Origin of the sequence: Acidovorax sp. LjRoot38, from assembly GCF_964252975.1 — a bacterium.
In the GTDB taxonomy this organism is placed as follows: Bacteria; Pseudomonadota; Gammaproteobacteria; order Burkholderiales; family Burkholderiaceae_C; genus Acidovorax; species Acidovorax facilis.
The window spans coordinates 1-18,754 of the sequence record NZ_CAXUPT020000026.1; the positions used below are offsets into that span (position 1 = coordinate 1).

Sequence of the window (18,754 nt, forward strand, 5' to 3'; positions counted from 1 at the left end):
CTTCTCGCCGTTCTACCTCACACCTGATTTAAGGACGCAACATGCAAACCGTATCTGATGTTATGACCCGAGGCATACGCACCATGGCTCCCAGTGAAACTGTGACGGCGGCCGCGCAAGCAATGCGTGAGTTGGACGTTGGTGCCCTGCCTGTCTGCAATGGAGCCCGCCTAGTGGGTATGGTCACCGACCGCGACATTGTCGTGCGGGGGGTGGCACAAGAGCTCGTGCATGCACCGCTTAGCGAGGTCATGTCCGAGGGCTTGTTGTATTGCAAGGAGGATGACACCGTCGCGGCGGCGCTGGAGACTATGCGCAGCCAGCAGGTGCGTCGGCTTCCGGTGGTAGACAAGGATCAGCAACTGGTGGGCGTGGTATCGCTGGGTGACTTGGCCACCAAGGGTGAGGAGGACACAGACACCATGGACGCGCTGCGAACCATCTCCGAGCCGTCAGAACCGTATCGCGGTGGTCTGTCTGCGGCCAGCGGCGCTGCAGGAGGCGGGCAGACGGATTGACTTTGTCTGCCCTCCCTGCATCGTGAGTCCCTATCGAGATTCCCTTGTTGGGGCAGAAATGCGTGATCCTCTGAGTTTCTTACTGTCAGCCTCCAACTCGAGATAGCACTACCGCAGTGTTGGTCCAGAAGCCAAGCCTTCCCTCGCGTGACCGAGCATTTCCGACATCCACTTCACCAGCATTTCTGTGTAAGCGTTGCTCCATTCTTTCTTAGAAAGGCTATGGTCGGCTTCAGGAATCATCCGGTGTGTCATGGATCGGGTCTTGAGGAAAGCTGCTAGATAATTCTCGATCACTGTGTGGGGGACGATGTGATCGAGCTCCGACTCCACCAGCAGAACATCCCCTTTGAAAGCGGCGCTTGCCGCAAGGGCTCTGTTGCTATTGGCTGGAAGTTCCAATGCCCGATAACGGGCAATTTCCTGCCGATCAAGATGCTGTTTCGACGTCAGCCACTCATCGTCCTTATATAAGGCGGGGGCGCGCAGGGCCATCCAGCGCACGGGCCGAATAGCGCTGAGGATCGAGGCCAGGTAGCCACCGTAGCTGCTTCCTACCAACACAACAGACTCTTCGTCGACGGCGGGATGGCCTACGAGAGTGTCGTACGCCGCCAACATGTCGTTGAGATTGTCCTCGCGGGTCACGATGTCACGTTGTACCCGATCGTTCGCATGGCCACGCAAGTCAATGGTGAGACAAATGCATCCCAGAGCGGCAATGGCGTGAGCCCGTGCCAAGTACTGCTCCTGGCTTCCGTCCCATCCATGCACCAGCAAAACGCCGGGGACGATTGTGTCGGGCGCGACCAACGTTCCAGCAATGGTTCGATCTCCTGTGGGAATCTTTATGGTCCTGTGTCGTGTAGTCATCGGTTTTCCACCAGCGCATACTTTGTCAAAAATCCCGCTTCAGGATCCTCTCCCTGGAAATACTTCACGGCACCGTCTGGAAGTGGCACAAGAGGGCCAAATATTTCGACACACTTTGTGTGAACCAGCATGAGACTTGGGTCCTCATGAAAAGCCTCCAGCGCAGCGATCTCGGCGCCCGTCGCGCCTCCCATGCGCCAAGACTGTTCAAGGACACCAGAGCACCACTGGCCCATGGCGTTCGGGCCTTGCGCGACGTCGTAGTTGATACGCGAAGAAAAAAATCCTGGAAAACAACCCCTCACCGCCTCGTCGTAGGTGAGCGCCTGTTCCACAGCGATGCGCTCCGCGCCCGGTGCTAGGGTTTTCAATAGATCACCGAAATCCCCACGCACGACCGTTAAGTCAGACCCTCCATATGTCACTACACCTGCATTGTTCTCGGTGAGGTGCTGCTTACCGTAGTAGCTAGCCAATATGCCAGCAACTCGAACTTGCCCGACACTCAGTGTCTCGACCGCTGACAGGTTGTGTTCAAGCACTAGGCCAGGCCCTCGCAATGCTTGAACCGGCGTTTGTGACAGGCATGCATTCAACTCTTTGAGGCCTTTCACTACTACCTGTCCATGACCCCCTGTCTCTGCGACGGGCTTCAGTCGAACCGGGCCCAGTGCCAACAACTCCCTCACGGCCTCTGTAGCGTCAGAACGAGAAAACGCTGTGTAACCCGGTAGCACTGCGTCACGTACCAACTCGTGAAATTGAGGATTCCACCCTTCAGGGCGTTTTGAGTTGGGTGAGACCAATGGATGCGTAATCGCCTTTGAGGCGATAAATGCGTGAGGTACGACACCTCCGAACAAATCGTCCTCACCATGAAGTCCAATGCTCTTAGCCAGCTCCAGACCCACCACTGTTTCGCTTGGGATGAGATAGGTACGGGCGGGCCACAGCGCCTGGGGAAGTTCATCACTCACTCCGCAGCCTTTCATGTGCGCTATCCGGCGAGCTACTTCGGCCCGAGTCGCAATTTCGTGATGACTCGTATGTCCTGCCAACCCTCGTGTAAAGGGCATCACGACTTCCCGCGTTCCCCGGATGTCTTGTCGAGCGACCGGGAGGTGGCTTCGAGCAGCTTTCTCAAACATGAGAAATCTCCGCGATTAAAGGTCAGAAGCGAAAGGGGCATTTTGGGCTTCAAAGTTCACGATGCCATCGTATTTTTGGAGGGAAGCGCCTCGTGTAGGACGAGCGAGCAAAGAATGCGTGGCCAGTCGCTCCAGTGACGCGGGATATGCCCAGGGGCCGAACTTCAGCGGAGCCCATCAGCCACTTTTGGCCCTGGGCTGGGCGGTCTCCCCTGCGACGACCAGGCGATGTCGGTGTTCAGCGCGGACGATCTGATGGAGCACACCCGCAGGATCCGTTTCGTGGGCGAAAGCACGCACTTCCTCCGTCTTTTCATCCGGGATACCGTTCTTCTCTGCCATATGCACTACAAGCCGCATGAGCGCCGTAATTTCTCGTTCTGAGAGTAGATTCATCTGGAGGTCCAAATGGTGTCTACGTTCACTCTCCGCTGCTGCCATGTTCTGACTGATGAGAATCAAAACTGACAGAAAAATCGCTTCGAGCGACACTCCAAATAGCAGCAGGGTGTATGGAAAAGGATCGAACTTAACGATGAGCTCGTTGAACACTATCCAATCAATAAAAATGAAGGCGTTTAGAGCCAGAAAGCCCACCGTGCCGCATGCCTGAGTTACCTTCGCTACAGCCCGGTAAAGAAGCTGAGTGTTGTTCCTTCGAACGTCCTCGGCGCATAGGATGTTCTCGATATTTCGATAAGTGACTTGCGCAATGTGATCATTGACGTGGTCCACAGAATCTCCTTGAAAATTGGCCAACCCGAAGCCACCAGTTTTTTGAAGTCAAACGCCAGGGGATCCGAATGTCCCTTATAGATCGTTGGGAACTGCATCGTCGATAGACAGGAATGAGGTCGATGTAGGCGAAAGTCGTAGGCAAACGTGGGTGGCCAACAAGGCTCAATGTCCGTACTCCCGACAGTCCGGAGCAATGTGATCACTCCAGCTTTGAATCGGTGATGACCTACACGCTCGATTGAAAGATTCCTGCTCCCGGACGCTGGGTGCATGTCCTACGCTGATGTGACGTTCTGGCAATGGTGGAGGTCACTCCAATGAGAAAGCAAAGTGCAGCGCAAATACCCTCTTGTGAGAATTGCGAGCGCCGGGTTCTTGCGTTCACATACGAAAATTTTCTTGCCTTCACGCACGCGTGTGAGGCTCATACGCAAAGTACCCCAGAGGGCCGCATTGAACGCACCGCAAATCAGGTGACAACGCAACGGCGGCCAGCATTGTTATTTCGGTCCACGCGTTGAGGAGGCCTATATGTCGAAGACCCATCGCTCCGGTTCTGTACTTCTCAAACCCCGTCAACTGAAGCGAATGCGGCAGTGGGAAGCGTTGCAGCGTCCCCGGCGCGAAATGTTTCCGTACCCAGAGCCCGAGCCGCCACGGTGGAAACCGCTGGGATGATTTTTTAGCGCTACGGTGGAGGGGCAAGCCACACGGTCTAGTTGTATCGCTAAGCACTGATTGCCATGCACGCTCGGTGATCCCATTTATGCGCTTGAATGTCTCTTCCTCCACCAGTCCCTAGACGCATTTCGACTAAGTGCCTTTCAAGGAGTTGATATATGAGTTACGACAAAACTATTCACGACGGCGCGTTCATCAGATTGGGGGAGCCTTACGAGCTGCGCGGCTGGCCCCACTGTTGGATGGCGGTGGTGGCAGTCGTGCCCTCGGGCGGCGCAGTCAACAATTACCTTGTTTCCCAGTGAGCGGCGTCATGGCAGAAGACCGGGGCCAGGCACCCACATCTACCCGCACCATGTGGAAAGGGGCTATCAGCTTTGGCCTCGTACATATCCCGGTCGGGTTGTATTCGGCCACCGCGAGTTCGGGCGTTGATTTTGACTGGCTCGATAAACGCTCTATGCAGCCAGTAGGGTACAAGCGAATCAACAAGATCACTGGCAAGGACATCGCCAGCACCGACATCGTGAAGGGCGTGGAGTACGAGGAAGGACGCTACGTCGTTCTTTCACCCGAAGAGATCGCAGCTGCTTTTCCGAAAGTCACCCAGACCATCGAAATCGAAGCGTTTCTTGACGCTGATGAGATTCCGTTTGTGTATCTTGAGCGGCCTTACTACACCGCTCCACTCAAGCGGGGCGAGAAGGTCTACGCCTTGCTCCGCGAAGCGCTCCGCAAAAGTAACAAGGTAGGTGTGGCCAAGGTCGTCATCCAGTCCAAGCAGCACCTCGCCGTGCTCATACCTTGTGGTCGGGCGCTCATATTAAATCTCCTTCGCTGGGGCGGCGAAATTCGATCATTCGAGCAATTGAATCTGCCACCTTTGGACCCCAAGACCGCAGGTATCAAAGATGCTGAAATGGCTATGGCCGTGCAGCTTATCGATGACATGACACAGGCATGGGATGCGGACAGCTTCCGCAACTCCTTTGCTGACCAAATCAATGCGCTGGTGGAGAAGAAGGCCTCAGCCGGAGACATCGCCGATGTTGCGAAGGTGGAGAGCAGCCCGCCGGCATCTGCAGGCGCCGAGGTGTTGGATCTCACTTCGCTCCTGAAACGTAGCCTGGCGGGAAAGTCTTCCCAGTCGCCGGAGAAATCGCGCAGTCTGTCGACAGGCAAAGCCAAGGCATCCGTGACTCGGCTTCCGTCCACGCCCGCCAAGAAAGCTGCTGCCAAGAAGCCCCTTGCCAAAAATAAAAGCGCCCCGTCCGCCAAGCCCACAAAACCCGCCTCCAAAAAAACTGGCCGACGCGCCGCATAACGAACCATGGCTATGAAGGACGCTCTCGATGCGTATAAGAAGAAACGCAACTTCAGCATCACGCCAGAACCTGTAGAAGGTGGGGCCCCTGGTATTGAAGCGCTGCAGTTCGTCATTCAGAAGCACTGGGCGAGTCGCCTGCACTATGACCTGCGGCTGGAAATCGAGGGAACGATGAAGAGTTGGGCGGTTCCGAAAGGACCGAGCTTTGACCCGGCAGAAAAACGTATGGCGGTGCAGGTGGAAGACCATCCCATTTCGTACAACAGCTTTGAAGGCGAGATACCGCCCAAGCAGTACGGTGCAGGCCGAGTCATCATCTGGGACCGAGGCTATTGGGAGCCTCAGGGTGATCCCGCGGAGGGCTATCGCAACGGCAAGCTCAAGTTCAAGCTTCATGGACACAAGCTGCAGGGACACTGGACTTTGGTGCGCATGCACGGCCGTAGCGGCGAGCGCCAGCCCCCTTGGCTGCTCATTAAGGAGCGCGACGGACTGGAGCGTTCTGCACAGATTTTCAGCGTAGTAGACGAAATGCCGGACAGCGTGGCAGCCATCCCGCCGCCCTTGCCGCCTAAGAAGGGCGACACAGTGCCGCAGCAAGATAAACGATCAACAGGAAAACCCGTCCGAACTCGGCCCAGCGCCCCACCAAAGACCTCGAAAAAAGCCCCCGTAGTGCCCCTCCCCACCAAACTCTCTCCCGAGCTCGCCACACTGGTGGAGGGCCTTCCCGCAGATGCGGAAGAATGGATCTGGGAGCTGAAGTTTGACGGCTACCGTTTGATGGCGCGCGTTGAGGATGGCAAGGCGCGCCTGTACACCCGCAATGGCAACGACTGGACTGCTAAGTTGCCGCACCTTGCGCAGGCGGTTGCCAGCCTGCCGCTGAAATCAGGATGGATCGATGGCGAGGTATTGATGCCCGATGCACAGGGCATCCCGGATTTTCAGGCGCTGCAAAACGCTTTTGATGGCGAGTCTACGGACAAGCTGGTTTTCTACGTATTCGATTTGCCCTATGCGGACGGCGACGATCTGCGCAGTCTTTCGCTCATGGAACGCCGAGAGCAACTTGGCAAGGTTATTGGTGCGTCTTCCTCGGACCACATCCGCTTCAGCGAGGCTTTTGATGTCCAGCCCTCGGACTTAGTCTCTTCGGCTTGCCAACTGGGTTTTGAAGGCGTCATCGGCAAGCGAAAAGACAGTGCATACGTGTCGCGTCGCACCAAGGACTGGATCAAGCTCAAATGCAGCCATCGTCAGGAGTTTGTGATTGGCGGATACACCGATCCCCAGGGTTCCCGCTTCGGGTTTGGTTCATTGTTGCTGGGTGTGCATGACGATGATGGCACCTTGCGCTATGTGGGCAACGTGGGCACGGGCTTCAGTCAGCAACTGCTGACGGATTTGCATGCAAAACTGCAGAGGATCAAGGTATCGAAAAACCCGTTTGAGAACGCCAGGGCGGTCGACAAGAAGGCGCACTGGGTCACTCCCCGGCTTCTTGCAGAGGTGTCCTTTGCGGAGTGGACCCATGAGGGTCGCATTCGCCACGCGGTGTTCAGGGGCTTGCGTAGCGACAAAACCCCCAAGTTCATCCCGCAAGAAAAGCCCCAGCCACTCAGCAAGACCACCCCAGCAGCCGACTCGGCTGTGGGCAGCGTGCGCGTGTCCAATGCGGACCGCATCATCGATCCGTCCACCGGCATCACCAAGATGGACCTAGTGCGCTATTACGCCACCGTGGCACCGCTGTTAATGCCCCACCTCAAAGCACGGCCAACTTCACTGGTCCGCGCACCCGATGGGATAGACGGGGACCTGTTCTTCCAGAAACATTGGGATGTTGGGCGCGCAAAGGGGGTGAGCGGCGTGCGAGAGCTTGCGCAAGCGCTATACCCGTCTCACCCGCCCTTGCTAGAGGTGAGCAGCCTGGAGGGCTTGCTCTCAGCTGCGCAAATGAATACGGTGGAATTCCACACCTGGAATGCCCGCAAAGACAAGATAGACCGCCCCGACCGCATTACCTTTGACCTGGATCCCGGAGAAGGAGTGCTGTGGGAACATGTGCAGGAGGCCGCCACCTTGGTACGCGTGATGCTCACCGAATTAGGCTTGCCAGCGTTTCTCAAGACCAGTGGCGGCAAAGGTCTGCATATCATTGTGCCCATCAAGCGCTTGCACGACTGGGACACCGTCAAAGGCTTCAGCCATGAGGTCGTTCAACACCTGGCACGCACCATCCCGCAGCGGTTCGTAGCCAAGAGTGGCCCGAAAAATCGCGTGGGCAAGATTTTTGCGGACTATCTGCGCAATGGACTTGGCGCTACCACCGCCAGCGCCTGGACAGCCCGAGCCCGTCCTGGGATGGGGGTGTCGGTGCCAGTATCGTGGGAAGAGCTAGGCAGGGTCACCGGTGGTGCGCACTGGAACGTTCAATCTGTCGGGCGCAGACTGCGCACCGGTAACGGACCGTGGCGAGACTATGGCGGAGCTGCCGTCTCTTTGTCTGCGGCGATCAAGGCACTCGGTCGCCTCCCCTAAAGCAGATAGGGGTCGCCGAAAGGACGGAGCTTTCTCCATTCTCCGCCGGGTGAAGGAGACATCTCTGACTGAATACGTCCTACAACCAGGCGACAGCAATGAGAACAGACTGACCGATTACTTTCAGGAGAGCTCCATGGCCAGGCGCATTCCTGATAAGGCTGGCAACTGAAACCTCGGATGGCCCACAGGTGTTCATGCTATGACTTCCAGGACCACCATTCTTGACAGGGCTCACCAGCACTCTCTGAAGGCAAGCCCGACGATTCTAGTATTGGTGGATTTCATCAACCCCATGCACTTTCCGGGCGCGGAGAGCTTGCTCAAGCGTGCGTTACCTGCTGCCAGGGCCACAGCACAGCTTAAAAAACGTTTGGCGTCCAAAGGTGTTGCCGCCATCTATGCCAATGACAACTACGGGATTTGGCATTCAGATTTCAAACAGCTGGTGACGGCCTGCCAAGCTCTGGCCGGGGCTCGTGGCGAGATTGCCACCTTGCTTGCCCCCCAACCGCGCGACCTAACAATCCTGAAGCCTCGCCATTCTGCATTTCACTCAACCCCGCTGGACCATCTTTTACACCAGCTGAAGGCACGCGAATTGATCGTAGTGGGCTTGGCTGCGGACATGTGTGTCCATCTGACGGCGATGGACGCCTACATGCATGGGTACAAAGTCTGGGTGCCGAGCGACTGCACCGCTGCGGAGAAAGACACCTCGAAAGCCGCAGCCCTGCGCCAGATGTCGCGTGTGTTGAAGTGTTCTATAAGAAGAGCCAGATAGTCGAGCTTCGTGCTCCATGGCTCCCCCCAGGCACGGTCCGCAAACTATCAGCGATAGCGATACCCTCGCTATTTACTGTCCAACGCTTTTTGTCGAGATTGCAACCATCGCAGGGACGATGCCATGGGGCATCTTCGGAGCCCGTGAGTCTCCGAATCCGCAGTCGTCATTCGACCCAAGAGTTCGCTTGTCCATGAGTGGAGTGGGGTAAACGATTTATTACATAGCGTTGCGGACAACTACATAAAAATTTCTCGCTTCCAGACGTTTTTCGAGGAGATGCCTGTGCCTTTCGAGTACCTGCGGGAGATCGCTCAAGCTCAGTTGCCGATCACCGTTGAAGATGAGGAGAGCATTGACAAGCTTCGGGTGTTGCGCGCTGCCGATCTGGTGTCCGTTTTGCTGCCACACCCGCTCTCCGGCATACACCATGCGCGCGTGCTAGCACTAACACCAAAGGGACGTGAGGCGCTCGCTAGAGAGCACGAACCTCTGCAGCCCTAGTATTGGGCGCGACAGTGGCAGTTTTCAGGGGCCCCTCGCAGCTCTTGCACATTGTGTCCCTGCAATCTGGGCTGCTGCCCTGCGCAGATGAACGCGGTTAAGTTTCACACCTGAAAGGTCGGTGAAGACAAAATTGACCGACCGACCGACCGACCGACCGACCGACCGACCGACCGACCGACCGCCTCACCGTTGACCTAGACCCAGGAGAAGCCGCTTTGGTACGGGTGATTCGTAAGGAACTGGGCTTGCCTAACGGCGTCAAGGGACTGCACATGGATGTCCATCAAGCGCCTGCAAAAGTGGTCCTCAAATGCGGGCGGGCAAGATTTTGCGGATTATCCGAGCAACAGCTGGGTACCACCGCCGCCAGTGCCTGAGCAGCCTGCGCTTGTACTGGGGATGGGCGTGCCTGACTTGAAACCGGCAGTTAGGACCGGGCTCAGATGTGAAGCGGGGCAAGGTGACCGAATTTCTTGATATCCGAGGGCTCGTTGCGTAGACTGACCGTGACGCACCCGCACTCTTGCGGAAGCGAGGAGAGGCAGTTGCAGATCGCATCCCTGAACATTGTGGCTGTTTCGGACAACCCGAGTGACGTCGAGTTAGTTGCGCAGCTTCTGCAGCGAGCGGCTCTGAATCCCGAGATCCGAGTTGTGGATTCCGAAAAGAGCTTGCGCTCTGCCCTGCAGGACCAGTTACCCGAATTAATCGTTTCGGATTTCAAGTTGCCTCAATTTAGTGGATTGGATGCCCTTCTAGTCGCCAGGGATGTTTGTCCCGATACACCCTTCATTTTGGTGTCAGAGGTCTTCGGTGAGGACCACGTCATCCATGCGCTCAAAAGCGGTGCGACCGACTACGTCCTGAAGCACGATCTTGCAAGGTTGGCCCCAGCTGTGCGTCGCGCGTTGGGGGATGCGCAGTCAGCGCTTGAGCAGCGGAGAACGCTGGAAGCATTGCGTCACAGTGAGTTGCGGTTCAGACTCGCAGCGTCCACGGGCGATGTGTGGGACTGGGACATCGAAACGGGGTTGGCCCAGATTTCGCCGCAGTGGAAGATGCGTTTGGGCTATAGCGAAGAAGATGTCGAGAACACCGCAGAGGGATGGCTTGCGCTTCTAGAACCCGCCGACCGAGTGCGAGTCCTCGCTGCATTCTCCGCACATATCAGGAACCATGTTCCCTATGACGTCGAATATAGAGCCTTGGCAAAGGATGGTAGCTATCGCTGGTCCCACGCCAAGGGACAGGCGGTCTGGAACGCACACGGACGCGCCACCTACATGGCAGGCTCAGTGGTTGATATCACTGAACGCAAGAACGCTGAAATTAAGGTCCAGCGGCTCAATAGGGTCTACGCTGTGCTCAGCGGAATCAACTCACTCATCGTACGAACCCAGAATCGGGAAGAACTTTTCCAGGAGGCCTGCAATATCGCTGTCCATGCAGGAGGCTTCAAGCTCGCATGGATCGGTCTTGTGGATAACGATTCGCAGCGCGTAGCCGCTGTGGCATGGTCCGGGGCGGGGGAGGACTATATCGAACACATCCCAATGGGAATGCGCGTCGAGCAGGAGAGCGAGTACGGAATAGTCGGGCAGAGCATCCGAAAAGGTTTCACAATCCTCGTCCAGAACACCGCCAAAGATGAGCGGATTGTGCTCAAACAGCAGGCGCTCGACCGTGGCTTCGCAAGTTTCGCCGTTCTGCCGCTCTCCATCGCGCAGCAATCCATTGGGGTATTGGTGCTGTATTCCGAAGAAACACACTTTTTCGATGACGAAGAAGTTCTTTTGCTGGAGGAGCTGGCAAACGACATTGCGTTTTCGCTGGATCATTTAGAGAAAGCGGAAGAGCTCAACTATCTTGCCTACTACGACGCACTCACCGGTTTGCCCAACAGGAGTCTGCTTCAAGATCGCATACGCCAGTTGACGCAGAACAACCCCGAGAGTTCTTCGAAGATGGCGTTGCTGTGGTTCAACGTAGACCGCTTCAGGAACGTCAATGACACGCTAGGAAGGCACGTGGGCGATGTACTGCTCAAGCTCGTGGCCTTGCGCCTTTCGGAGGTTGTTGGCCGTACAAACCAAATAGCCAGAATCGGTGCCGACCAGTTCGGGGGTGTTCTTACACACTGCGGGTCGCCTTCGGATGTCGCACATTTTTTGCGTGAAAAAGTACAGCCGCAAATCGACAAACCTTTTCTCGTCGAAGGTAAAGAGCTGTATCTGACTTTGCGCGCAGGAATCGCGATGTTTCCTGAGGATGGGCATGATGCGGATGTCTTGCTCACCAATGCTGAAGCCGCTTGCCGCGAGGCCAGCGCCAGCCAGGGTCGATACCAGTTCTATGCCACCTCGATGAACACTCGGGTGCGCAATCAGTTGAGCATCGAAAGCAAGCTGCACAAGGCGCTGAAGAGCGATCAATTCCTCTTGCACTATCAGCCGAAGGTTGGGTTGCATGATGGAAAGATTACGGGCATGGAGGCGCTAATCCGCTGGCAAGATCCCGAAGTCGGCCTGATACCCCCAGCACAGTTCGTTCCCATCTTGGAAGAAACCGGCATGATCGGTGAAGTGGGGCAATGGGTCATCGAACGGGCTCTTGCCGACCATGCGCAATGGTGCGCCCTGGGGCTCGTACCCCCACGAATCGCGGTCAACGTGTCGGCGGTCCAGATGAGGCGAGCAGATTTCGCGGATGCTGTTCGCAAGAAACTCCAAGCCTTCAATGCAAGCATTCTGGACATAGAAATCACGGAAAGCCTGTTCGTGGAGGACGTGGCATCGTGCGTGCAGTGTCTGAGGAAAATGCGCGAATTCGGTGTTCGCGTGGCGGTTGACGATTTTGGTACGGGCTATTCTTCGTTGGCCTACCTTAAGAAGCTGCCTATCGACTATTTGAAGGTCGATCAGAGCTTCGTCAAAGATGTTATTTACGACCCTGATGCTGCTGCAATTTGTATTGCCATCATTGATCTGGCCCACAATCTCAAGCTCAAAGTGATTGCCGAAGGGGTCGAGACAGAAGCCCAGATGAACTACCTGCGTCGCAAACACTGCGATGAGATACAAGGGTATTACTTCAGCAAGCCCTTATCCATGCAGGACATGGGACAGCTGCTTCATACCGGAGCTTGTATTCCGGTTCCGCGAGAGCCTGATGCTCCGGTGCGAAGAATTCTGGTGGTCGATGACGAGCCGGGCATTCTTTCAGCTCTAAGACGCGTACTGCGGCGGGATGGATATGAAATCCTGGCCGCTTCGAGTGCAAAAGAGGGCCTGAGAATCCTCGGTGATCACGATGTGCAGGTGATTTTGTCGGATCAGCGGATGCCAGAAATGTCCGGCACGGAGTTTTTGTCCCGCGTCCGTGATCTTTATCCAGAAACGATTCGGATCATCTTGTCAGGGTACACCGATCTTGAGTCTATTGCGGACGCGATCAATCGCGGATCCATCTACAAGTTCCTTACTAAACCCTGGGACGATGATTTGCTGCGCGAGAACATTCGTGAGGCATTCAATCATCATGACTCTTTCCGCAACAGAGCCATACCGCGATTAGATTCTCTTTAGCTGGGGCAGGTTGGGCTTGCTCGTACGCTCCAAGATGTTGGCGCCAACATCAAACGGACCATTGATGCCGATCCAGCGTTGACCTTTAGTAGCCTGCCGCAAGTAGAGTGATAGTGTGAGTTCCAAGTACACGAGGTCCGAGCGGAGGGCGCACGGATTGGCCAGACGCGCTAGCGACTACCGTGATGGGTTCTCCTGCGCTTACGCGACTGAGCTCCAAGATGTGGGGCCGGTTTCTTCAGGATGAGCTGAATGACTATTGTCGTCCGCAGCGAACGCTGTTTCGCAAAAACAAACTCTGAGGGCTATAGCTCCCAAAAAAGGAATCGATCAACTTCGGATCTGCTGCCCGGGATGCCCTTCGTGATCCCACAGCTTCCGGTGATCTAAGGCCCACAGCTTAGCCGCCCCCGGTGAGAATTTTGTGCTCCGTCAACTCAAATCTCGGTCTGTTCGGATAGCTCAAGAGCATCGTCGACCTCAATGCCAAGATAACGGACAGTTGACTCGATCTTTGAGTGGCCCAGGAGGAGCTGGACTGCGCGTAGGTTCTTTGTTCTGCGGTAAATGAGCGTAGCCTTGGTGCGCCGCATGGAGTGCGTTCCATACTCTGTTGGATCCAAGCCAAGCTGCAACACCCAGCGCTCAAGAATTCGGGCGTACTGACGCGTCCCGAGATGCGGCGACTTGTGAAGTCGGCTCGGAAAGATAAAGTCTTCTGATTTCAGCTTGGCGGTCTTGATCCATTGCTGAAGCGCTTCGCGAGTGGTCGCCGTCAGCTCGAACTGGACGGGGTGATGAGTTTTGTGCTGCATGACCGTTGCTCGTGAAGCGACTTGGTCGCCATGGCAAACATCGCGGACTTTGAGGGCGACCAGGTCGCACCCGCGTAGCTTGCTGTCGATTCCCAGATTGAAGAGCGCAAGCTCGCGCACCCGGTTCTCCATCTGTAGGCGCACGCGCAGCGCCCAGATGTCTTTGGGCTTGAACGGCGCCTTCTGACCAACGATCTTTCCCTTGTTCCAGGGCTCGCGATGAACGACGGCTGCAACGGATTCCATGATGGTCTCCCATGGAGTGGGGGGACAAAGACCATGCGCCTTCTAGACGCCGTTGTCCACGAGTGACCACGGTAGCTGTGTCAGTTCTTGCGGTGCAGAAAAACGCCCAGTGATGTTCTTCACTGTCTGCTCTCGATCGCAGCAGTCGTTCAACGACTGCATGTTGTGCGACTGCAATCAGCCAGAAGCAGCCGCTCGCTTAGGGGCAGAACCGGGGACAAGAAGCAGGTCTTCTCCCTATGGCCAGAGTCTAGAATGTGATTCGACAGTCACAGGAGAGCCAACCAATGCGCCCTGTTCCTTGTTATGAGATCGTTCCTGAACCAATTGGCCCGTGTTCGTGCGTGCCCACAGAGACGGGAAGGTTTGGGAGCTAGCTCTCCATTCAGATCTCGGCCCTACGGTGCTGGGCAGTGAATGTGCCAACCTGGTGACTTTTCTAGGCAGCGTAGATTAAGGGCTGAATATAAACCGTCCGTTCGAGGCGGAGGCTATCGACCTATGTTTGGACGTGATGTCCAATTACTTCACCGGAAAACGTTACTTGGTGCTGGAAAAAGCGGACCGCAAAAGTGACACCACAGTGCTACTCGTAAACGTCATTTTCACTCAGAAGAATGGGCTACTGCATGACTCGCGATCCGAGATCTATCTACTCCGCAGATGGGATGATCGATCCGTCTATTCCTCTTAAGAGTTTTGAGAAGGCCGTAAACAAGAAGGACAAGACTTTGACCATTCGGTTCTCGGAACGAGATCCGACCTTTCGTATTGTTCTTGACAATCCCGACCCCGATGTCGCGCGAATCACGGTAGCAAGGTTTTGGGGTCGTGACCTGCTGGGCTACGTTCAAGTTGTTCCTGTTGAGGCTATTGAAGGCATGCCAGCGTTCGGCTTTGGTTGGGCCGTTCCTGAGCGTCACCGACGCAAAGGTTACTGCGGACAGATCGTTGAACAGACCGTCATCGAAGTGAAGGACTTGTTTGCGAAGAAAGGCCTTCATGATTTCTGGCTGGAAGCGATTGTCGGGGACACCAATGAAGCGTCGAACAAAATCGCCGTGCGCAGTTTCGGCGCCCCCGTGAATCACAGCTTCGACACGCAGTCAGGCGCGCCCATTTTTCAGTACTGGAAGCGCATCCAAGGCTAGCGAGTACCGCGCTGCGACCGAACTCGCGTATAGCGAGCTGTCTTGCGGCACGGTGCTTGGCAATAATGACATTTCGGCGGGAGCACAAGGGGCCTTCGGCTCCAAAGCTCTAGAGAGCGAACGGGAGGGCTTTGCGTTTTTTGCACTTCATATCCGAAGATAAAGGCTCTTGCGTTGGTACACGAATTGAGCGAAATCATTTCCTATTTCTTCTCCAGAATGAGCTTCCTCCTTTCTGAACTTCAAGAAGTTGACTTAGCATTTGATGGTCCCCCGGGGTTGTCTCCCATGATAGGCACTAACCCGAAATAAAACATGTCGTCATACTGCGGTGGAATGGCAACGTCTTCTTTTTCTAAGATGTTGTAATAGACTTGAACGATGCGCAGGTTTCCCTGGCGAAGTTCACGGTGCCGCTCGTAAAGTGTTCGAGGATTGATCACAAATCCTAGCTTCTTAAGCTTGAGCATCACCGTATCGGTGATGCTGCCCTCGTTGCAGATCTCTATATAAATGGGTTTCTTGTTCCCAACGATTCGGTGCTGGATCTCAACCATTGCCGCCCCCAGAGTCCCGAGCCAGCTGGCGATGGTGCCGTCCGAAATTCGAAATCTTCCGCGTCGACTCCCAATCTGACTGAAGAAGCGCTGCAAGGCCTGTTCCGAGTTAAGGTCGTCTAGAGATAACACTGAAAAGGAGCTTCTCAATTCCGGGATCACCATCGCTCCACGGAGCTTGGTTTCCAGTTCGAACAACCTTGCTCTGGTCGCCGCGGAGTGCTCAAACGTCTTAGCCGCATCAAGCATGAGTGCAGCAGGATTTCCTGGCTCCAGAATCCGACGGAAATGAGCGCAAACATCTTCAAACTCGCACATCATCACGAGGCGCAACAAGAACTCGGTGTGGAATTCTTCGGGCAAGCGTTCTGGAGTTGTCTTTGTGACATTGAGAACGCGGACTTTGCAAAGCCATGCGAAGCAAGCCATCGGCCCATTCAGATACTCCAGTGCAAAGCAACGTTCTGATAAGTCGTAACGTACCACCGCCGGTGCATCAGAAAATTCCGTAGCTAGGTGCTCGACGATCTTGACTGCCTGCCTGAGATCAACCTGTTTGCTCATCTCAACTGTGGCCCTTACCATTGTCATTAGATAAATGCGGTTGTGCTCGGACAGCGCCGGGCTGACCTTTTTCAAGTCTTCTGGCATGGGAGGTGCATCTATATGGAATGATCTCCCTAGATCTGTCAAGTTATTGGAGATGGCCACCTCAAGCATGCTGAAAATAGCATTGCGAAATACTGCCGCCTCGACCACAGCCAAATGCAGTTTTTCCACTTCCTCCTCAATGCGCCCGATGATTCTCTCGAGGATGTTTCGTTCTGCCTGAGACATGGTGCAGAACACAAGCAGCTGCGTGAAATAAAGCTTATCGATGAAATCCAGTCCGGCGACTTGATGGCTGGCCACACGTCCCATATCCTCTCCTCTAAATTGGGGACGCCGATGCCCCCAGATGTCCCGGCAATGCCGAATCAGGCGCGGTCAAGGGCATGCGTTACGCCAGCGGTTACAGCGCCACCGACAGTGGCACTGACGCCGCCAACGACCAACGTGCCTGCGGCCATCCCGCCGCCGCCAGCGGCAACTGCGCCACCGCCGATCGCTGCCAGTGACGCATTCGCCAGCGCGGCGCCAGACAAAGTGCTTATGGCCGTTCCTGTGCTCGCTGCACCGAGCGCGCCTGTGGCCCCAATAGTGGCCGCGATGGGTGCGGCGAATGCCAGTGCGGCTCCGCCGGTTGCAAGCGTTGCGGCACCGATCAAAACCGATTTGACCGGGTTTTCCGCTACAACATCTACAGCGGAGCTCATCGCGTCGACAGCAGCGCCGCCGACTGCGCTGGCGGCATTTCCCAACACATCACCAACAAAACCAGCGACCTCACCGAAAAAGTCGAAAAAACTCATGATTACTCCTTTTGTATGACCTGAAAGAGCCGTCCTTCAGTCGTCATGGGAGGGATCTTAGAAACGCGGCAGTCAGCCGACTATGTCTAAATTGGGCGTACCGTTTTCTACACTAACAAAACCAGCTTAGCGACATGACATTCGATGCGGAAAAGGTACTCGGATGTGGAGCCATAAATGACAACACCATCGTGATATTCGCCAGTGACAATGGTCCTGAGTTCATCAAACCATAGGACGGTTGCGTGAGCCCATGGCGAGGCCAATACTTCACAGCATAGGATGGGGGCATCCGAGTGCCCTTCATCGTGCGTTTGGCCTGGGATGATCGAGCCCGGCCGTGTGAGCGATGAAATCGTGCATGCAGTAGTGGACTTATTTCCGACCTGGGAAAGCATCAGCTGCGCTGCTGTTCCCCCATAGTACCGGGTCGCGCCATTTCTGTGACCGGCTCCAATCACTGCACTCTAGGCGCTCACGGTACGCGGCAGCTTCTACGACGGCGATCCCCCCAAGCGGTCCATGACGAAGCGAGGCCGAAGGACCGCACTCGCTGCAGAACATACCTCCGGCGTGGCGGCTACAGGCTGATCTGAGTCATTCATGGCACTGCGCCTGAGCGGCAGCAATCAGCAACACCAGCCTTTGAGCGCCGTCAGCCTCGATGGGCAGCTTCACATTGAAGACCGTTCAATCGCTTGCGTGGTTCACCGCGTATTCAAACGGAAGACAGCCGCTACAGGCGTGTGCTGCCCCATTGCTGCCGTCCGCCAAGCAGCTGTTTTTGCTGCCCATGTCGACATCACGCACTATCTACAAACATGGTCGATTCGCATATCAAATTTTTTACCTAGCAACATAAATACAAGCAAGGCCAAGGCTTAAAAATTTAAGCCTTGGCCTCAAGTTTTATTGAGCCAGGAAGTGCAAAAGATCCTGATTCAGACGGTCCTTGTGCGTATCGGTCAAACCATGCGGTGCACCGGGGTAGACAATCAGTTGTGCGCCCTTGATCTGCGCAGCTGCTGCCTTGCCAGCGGCGTCAATCGGCACCACTTGGTCATCATCGCCATGGATCACCAAGGTAGGCACATCGAATTTCTTGAGGTCGGCGCGGAAGTCCGTGGCCGAGAACGCCGAGATCGAGTCGTAGGTGTTCTTATGGCCCCCCTGCATGCCCTGCACCCAGAAGGACTGGATCAGGCCCTGATTGGGTGTGGCGCCTGGTCGGTTAAAGCCGAAGAAGGGGCCGGAGGCAATGTCCAGATACAGCTGCGAGCGGTTCTCCAGCGCGGCCTTGCGGATGCCATCAAACACTTCGATGGGCAGACCGCCAGGGTTGTCGGCCGTCTTGAGCATCAGCGGTGGCACGGAACTGACCAGTACGGCCTTCTTGACGCGGGCCGTACCGTGGCGACCGATGTAGCGTGCCACTTCGCCGCCGCCTGTGGAAAAGCCCACCAAGGTCACGTCCTTCAGATCCAGTGCATTGATCACGGCGGCCAGGTCGTCGGCATAGTGGTCCATGTCATTGCCATCCCATGGTTGACTGGAGCGGCCATGGCCACGGCGGTCGTGCGCCACCACGCGGTAACCTTTGGATGCCAGGAAGATCATTTGCGACTCCCAACTGTCCGAACTCAAGGGCCAGCCGTGGCTGAAGGTGACAACTGGGCCGTTTTTAGGACCCCAGTCCTTGTAGTAAAGCTGCACGCCATCGACGGTGGTAATGGTGCTAGCCGTGCGGGCAGATGCTTCGACCGGAGCGGGTGCGGTGTGGGAGGTGGTGGGCGCAGCCTGGGCCACGAGTTGGGCGGCTGCGGCGAGCAGAGCGATGGCAGAAGTACGGACAAACGCGTTCATTGTGAT

16 protein-coding genes are annotated in these 18,754 nt (G+C 55.9%); 9 read left to right on the forward strand and 7 right to left on the reverse strand.

Annotated elements, in window-relative coordinates; genetic code table 11:
- The first annotated feature begins 41 nt into the window (after positions 1-41).
- Positions 42-518 (forward strand): CBS domain-containing protein, encoded by a 477-nt coding sequence (locus tag ACSQ22_RS25505; RefSeq protein ID WP_218299980.1) that lies wholly within the window; start codon positions 42-44, stop codon positions 516-518.
- Between the two features lie 108 nt (positions 519-626).
- Here ACSQ22_RS25505 and ACSQ22_RS25510 read toward each other — a convergent pair whose 3' ends face one another.
- From ACSQ22_RS25510 to ACSQ22_RS25520, 3 genes are all read right to left on the reverse strand, one after another.
- Positions 627-1,391 carry an alpha/beta hydrolase family protein gene (locus tag ACSQ22_RS25510; protein ID WP_057228252.1) on the reverse strand — a complete coding sequence of 255 codons (765 nt, stop codon included), beginning with the start codon at positions 1,389-1,391 and terminating at the stop codon, positions 627-629.
- The gene (locus ACSQ22_RS25515) at positions 1,388-2,539 is read right to left on the reverse strand and encodes a DUF3182 family protein (RefSeq protein WP_057228254.1); all 1,152 of its coding nucleotides are present in this window, start codon (positions 2,537-2,539) and stop codon (positions 1,388-1,390) included. The genes ACSQ22_RS25510 and ACSQ22_RS25515 overlap by 4 nt, the downstream gene beginning before the upstream one ends.
- 177 nt (positions 2,540-2,716) lie before the next feature.
- Positions 2,717-3,274, reverse strand: a complete 558-nt coding sequence (locus tag ACSQ22_RS25520) for a DUF1003 domain-containing protein (RefSeq protein ID WP_436131894.1) — start codon at positions 3,272-3,274, stop codon at positions 2,717-2,719.
- 842 nt (positions 3,275-4,116) lie between these two features.
- Here ACSQ22_RS25520 and ACSQ22_RS25525 point away from each other — a divergent pair.
- From ACSQ22_RS25525 to ACSQ22_RS25550, 6 genes are all read left to right on the forward strand, one after another.
- Positions 4,117-4,263 carry a hypothetical protein gene (locus ACSQ22_RS25525; protein WP_158004173.1) on the forward strand — a complete coding sequence of 49 codons (147 nt, stop codon included), beginning with the start codon at positions 4,117-4,119 and terminating at the stop codon, positions 4,261-4,263.
- 8 nt (positions 4,264-4,271) lie between these two features.
- Positions 4,272-5,282 (forward strand): Ku protein, encoded by a 1,011-nt coding sequence (locus ACSQ22_RS25530; RefSeq protein ID WP_057228257.1) that lies wholly within the window; start codon positions 4,272-4,274, stop codon positions 5,280-5,282.
- Between the two features lie 6 nt (positions 5,283-5,288).
- The gene (gene ligD / locus ACSQ22_RS25535) at positions 5,289-7,829 is read left to right on the forward strand and encodes a DNA ligase D (RefSeq protein ID WP_057228259.1); all 2,541 of its coding nucleotides are present in this window, start codon (positions 5,289-5,291) and stop codon (positions 7,827-7,829) included.
- Between the two features lie 202 nt (positions 7,830-8,031).
- Complete coding sequence (locus tag ACSQ22_RS25540) at positions 8,032-8,613, forward strand: cysteine hydrolase family protein (RefSeq protein WP_228896128.1); 582 nt, start codon at positions 8,032-8,034, stop codon at positions 8,611-8,613.
- 279 nt (positions 8,614-8,892) lie between these two features.
- Positions 8,893-9,117 carry a hypothetical protein gene (locus tag ACSQ22_RS25545; protein WP_228896126.1) on the forward strand — a complete coding sequence of 75 codons (225 nt, stop codon included), beginning with the start codon at positions 8,893-8,895 and terminating at the stop codon, positions 9,115-9,117.
- A gap of 548 nt (positions 9,118-9,665) precedes the next feature.
- Entirely contained in the window at positions 9,666-12,704 is a 3,039-nt protein-coding gene (locus tag ACSQ22_RS25550) for an EAL domain-containing protein (RefSeq protein ID WP_218299978.1), read from the forward strand.
- A 437-nt stretch (positions 12,705-13,141) separates the two neighbouring features.
- Here ACSQ22_RS25550 and ACSQ22_RS25555 read toward each other — a convergent pair whose 3' ends face one another.
- Positions 13,142-13,765 carry a tyrosine-type recombinase/integrase gene (locus tag ACSQ22_RS25555; RefSeq protein WP_228896122.1) on the reverse strand — a complete coding sequence of 208 codons (624 nt, stop codon included), beginning with the start codon at positions 13,763-13,765 and terminating at the stop codon, positions 13,142-13,144.
- Positions 13,766-14,433: 668 nt separating this feature from the next.
- Here ACSQ22_RS25555 and ACSQ22_RS25560 point away from each other — a divergent pair.
- Positions 14,434-14,916 carry a hypothetical protein gene (locus tag ACSQ22_RS25560; RefSeq protein WP_436131895.1) on the forward strand — a complete coding sequence of 161 codons (483 nt, stop codon included), beginning with the start codon at positions 14,434-14,436 and terminating at the stop codon, positions 14,914-14,916.
- A 242-nt stretch (positions 14,917-15,158) separates the two neighbouring features.
- On the opposite strand, the gene ACSQ22_RS25565 is transcribed toward ACSQ22_RS25560, so the two are convergent.
- Positions 15,159-16,394, reverse strand: coding sequence for a hypothetical protein (locus tag ACSQ22_RS25565; protein WP_436131896.1), 1,236 nt, complete (start codon positions 16,392-16,394; stop codon positions 15,159-15,161).
- A 56-nt stretch (positions 16,395-16,450) separates the two neighbouring features.
- On the reverse strand, positions 16,451-16,885 hold the full coding sequence (locus ACSQ22_RS25570; protein ID WP_436131897.1) for a hypothetical protein: 435 nt from the start codon (positions 16,883-16,885) through the stop codon (positions 16,451-16,453).
- 603 nt (positions 16,886-17,488) lie between these two features.
- Here ACSQ22_RS25570 and ACSQ22_RS25575 point away from each other — a divergent pair.
- Positions 17,489-17,770, forward strand: coding sequence for a hypothetical protein (locus tag ACSQ22_RS25575; RefSeq protein ID WP_228896115.1), 282 nt, complete (start codon positions 17,489-17,491; stop codon positions 17,768-17,770).
- Positions 17,771-17,794: 24 nt separating this feature from the next.
- On the opposite strand, the gene ACSQ22_RS25580 is transcribed toward ACSQ22_RS25575, so the two are convergent.
- Positions 17,795-18,748: an alpha/beta fold hydrolase gene (locus tag ACSQ22_RS25580; protein ID WP_228896116.1), complete on the reverse strand. Its 954-nt coding sequence runs from the start codon at positions 18,746-18,748 to the stop codon at positions 17,795-17,797.
- Positions 18,749-18,754: the final 6 nt, after the last annotated feature.

Bases quoted from the DNA above. Each gene is read 5' to 3' on its own strand.
- ACSQ22_RS25555 (WP_228896122.1), bottom strand. From the start codon at position 13,765: ATGGAATCCGTTGCAGCCGTCGTTCATCGCGAGCCCTGGAACAAGGGA.
- ACSQ22_RS25525 (WP_158004173.1), top strand. From the start codon at position 4,117: ATGAGTTACGACAAAACTATTCACGACGGCGCGTTCATCAGATTGGGG.
- ACSQ22_RS25505 (WP_218299980.1), top strand. From the start codon at position 42: ATGCAAACCGTATCTGATGTTATGACCCGAGGCATACGCACCATGGCT.
- ACSQ22_RS25530 (WP_057228257.1), top strand. From the start codon at position 4,272: ATGGCAGAAGACCGGGGCCAGGCACCCACATCTACCCGCACCATGTGG.
- ACSQ22_RS25580 (WP_228896116.1), bottom strand. From the start codon at position 18,748: ATGAACGCGTTTGTCCGTACTTCTGCCATCGCTCTGCTCGCCGCAGCC.
- ACSQ22_RS25510 (WP_057228252.1), bottom strand. From the start codon at position 1,391: ATGACTACACGACACAGGACCATAAAGATTCCCACAGGAGATCGAACC.
- ACSQ22_RS25545 (WP_228896126.1), top strand. From the start codon at position 8,893: ATGCCTGTGCCTTTCGAGTACCTGCGGGAGATCGCTCAAGCTCAGTTG.
- ACSQ22_RS25515 (WP_057228254.1), bottom strand. From the start codon at position 2,539: ATGTTTGAGAAAGCTGCTCGAAGCCACCTCCCGGTCGCTCGACAAGAC.
- ACSQ22_RS25565 (WP_436131896.1), bottom strand. From the start codon at position 16,394: ATGGGACGTGTGGCCAGCCATCAAGTCGCCGGACTGGATTTCATCGAT.
- ligD (WP_057228259.1), top strand. From the start codon at position 5,289: ATGGCTATGAAGGACGCTCTCGATGCGTATAAGAAGAAACGCAACTTC.
- ACSQ22_RS25560 (WP_436131895.1), top strand. From the start codon at position 14,434: ATGATCGATCCGTCTATTCCTCTTAAGAGTTTTGAGAAGGCCGTAAAC.
- ACSQ22_RS25540 (WP_228896128.1), top strand. From the start codon at position 8,032: ATGACTTCCAGGACCACCATTCTTGACAGGGCTCACCAGCACTCTCTG.
- ACSQ22_RS25570 (WP_436131897.1), bottom strand. From the start codon at position 16,885: ATGAGTTTTTTCGACTTTTTCGGTGAGGTCGCTGGTTTTGTTGGTGAT.
- ACSQ22_RS25575 (WP_228896115.1), top strand. From the start codon at position 17,489: ATGGCACTGCGCCTGAGCGGCAGCAATCAGCAACACCAGCCTTTGAGC.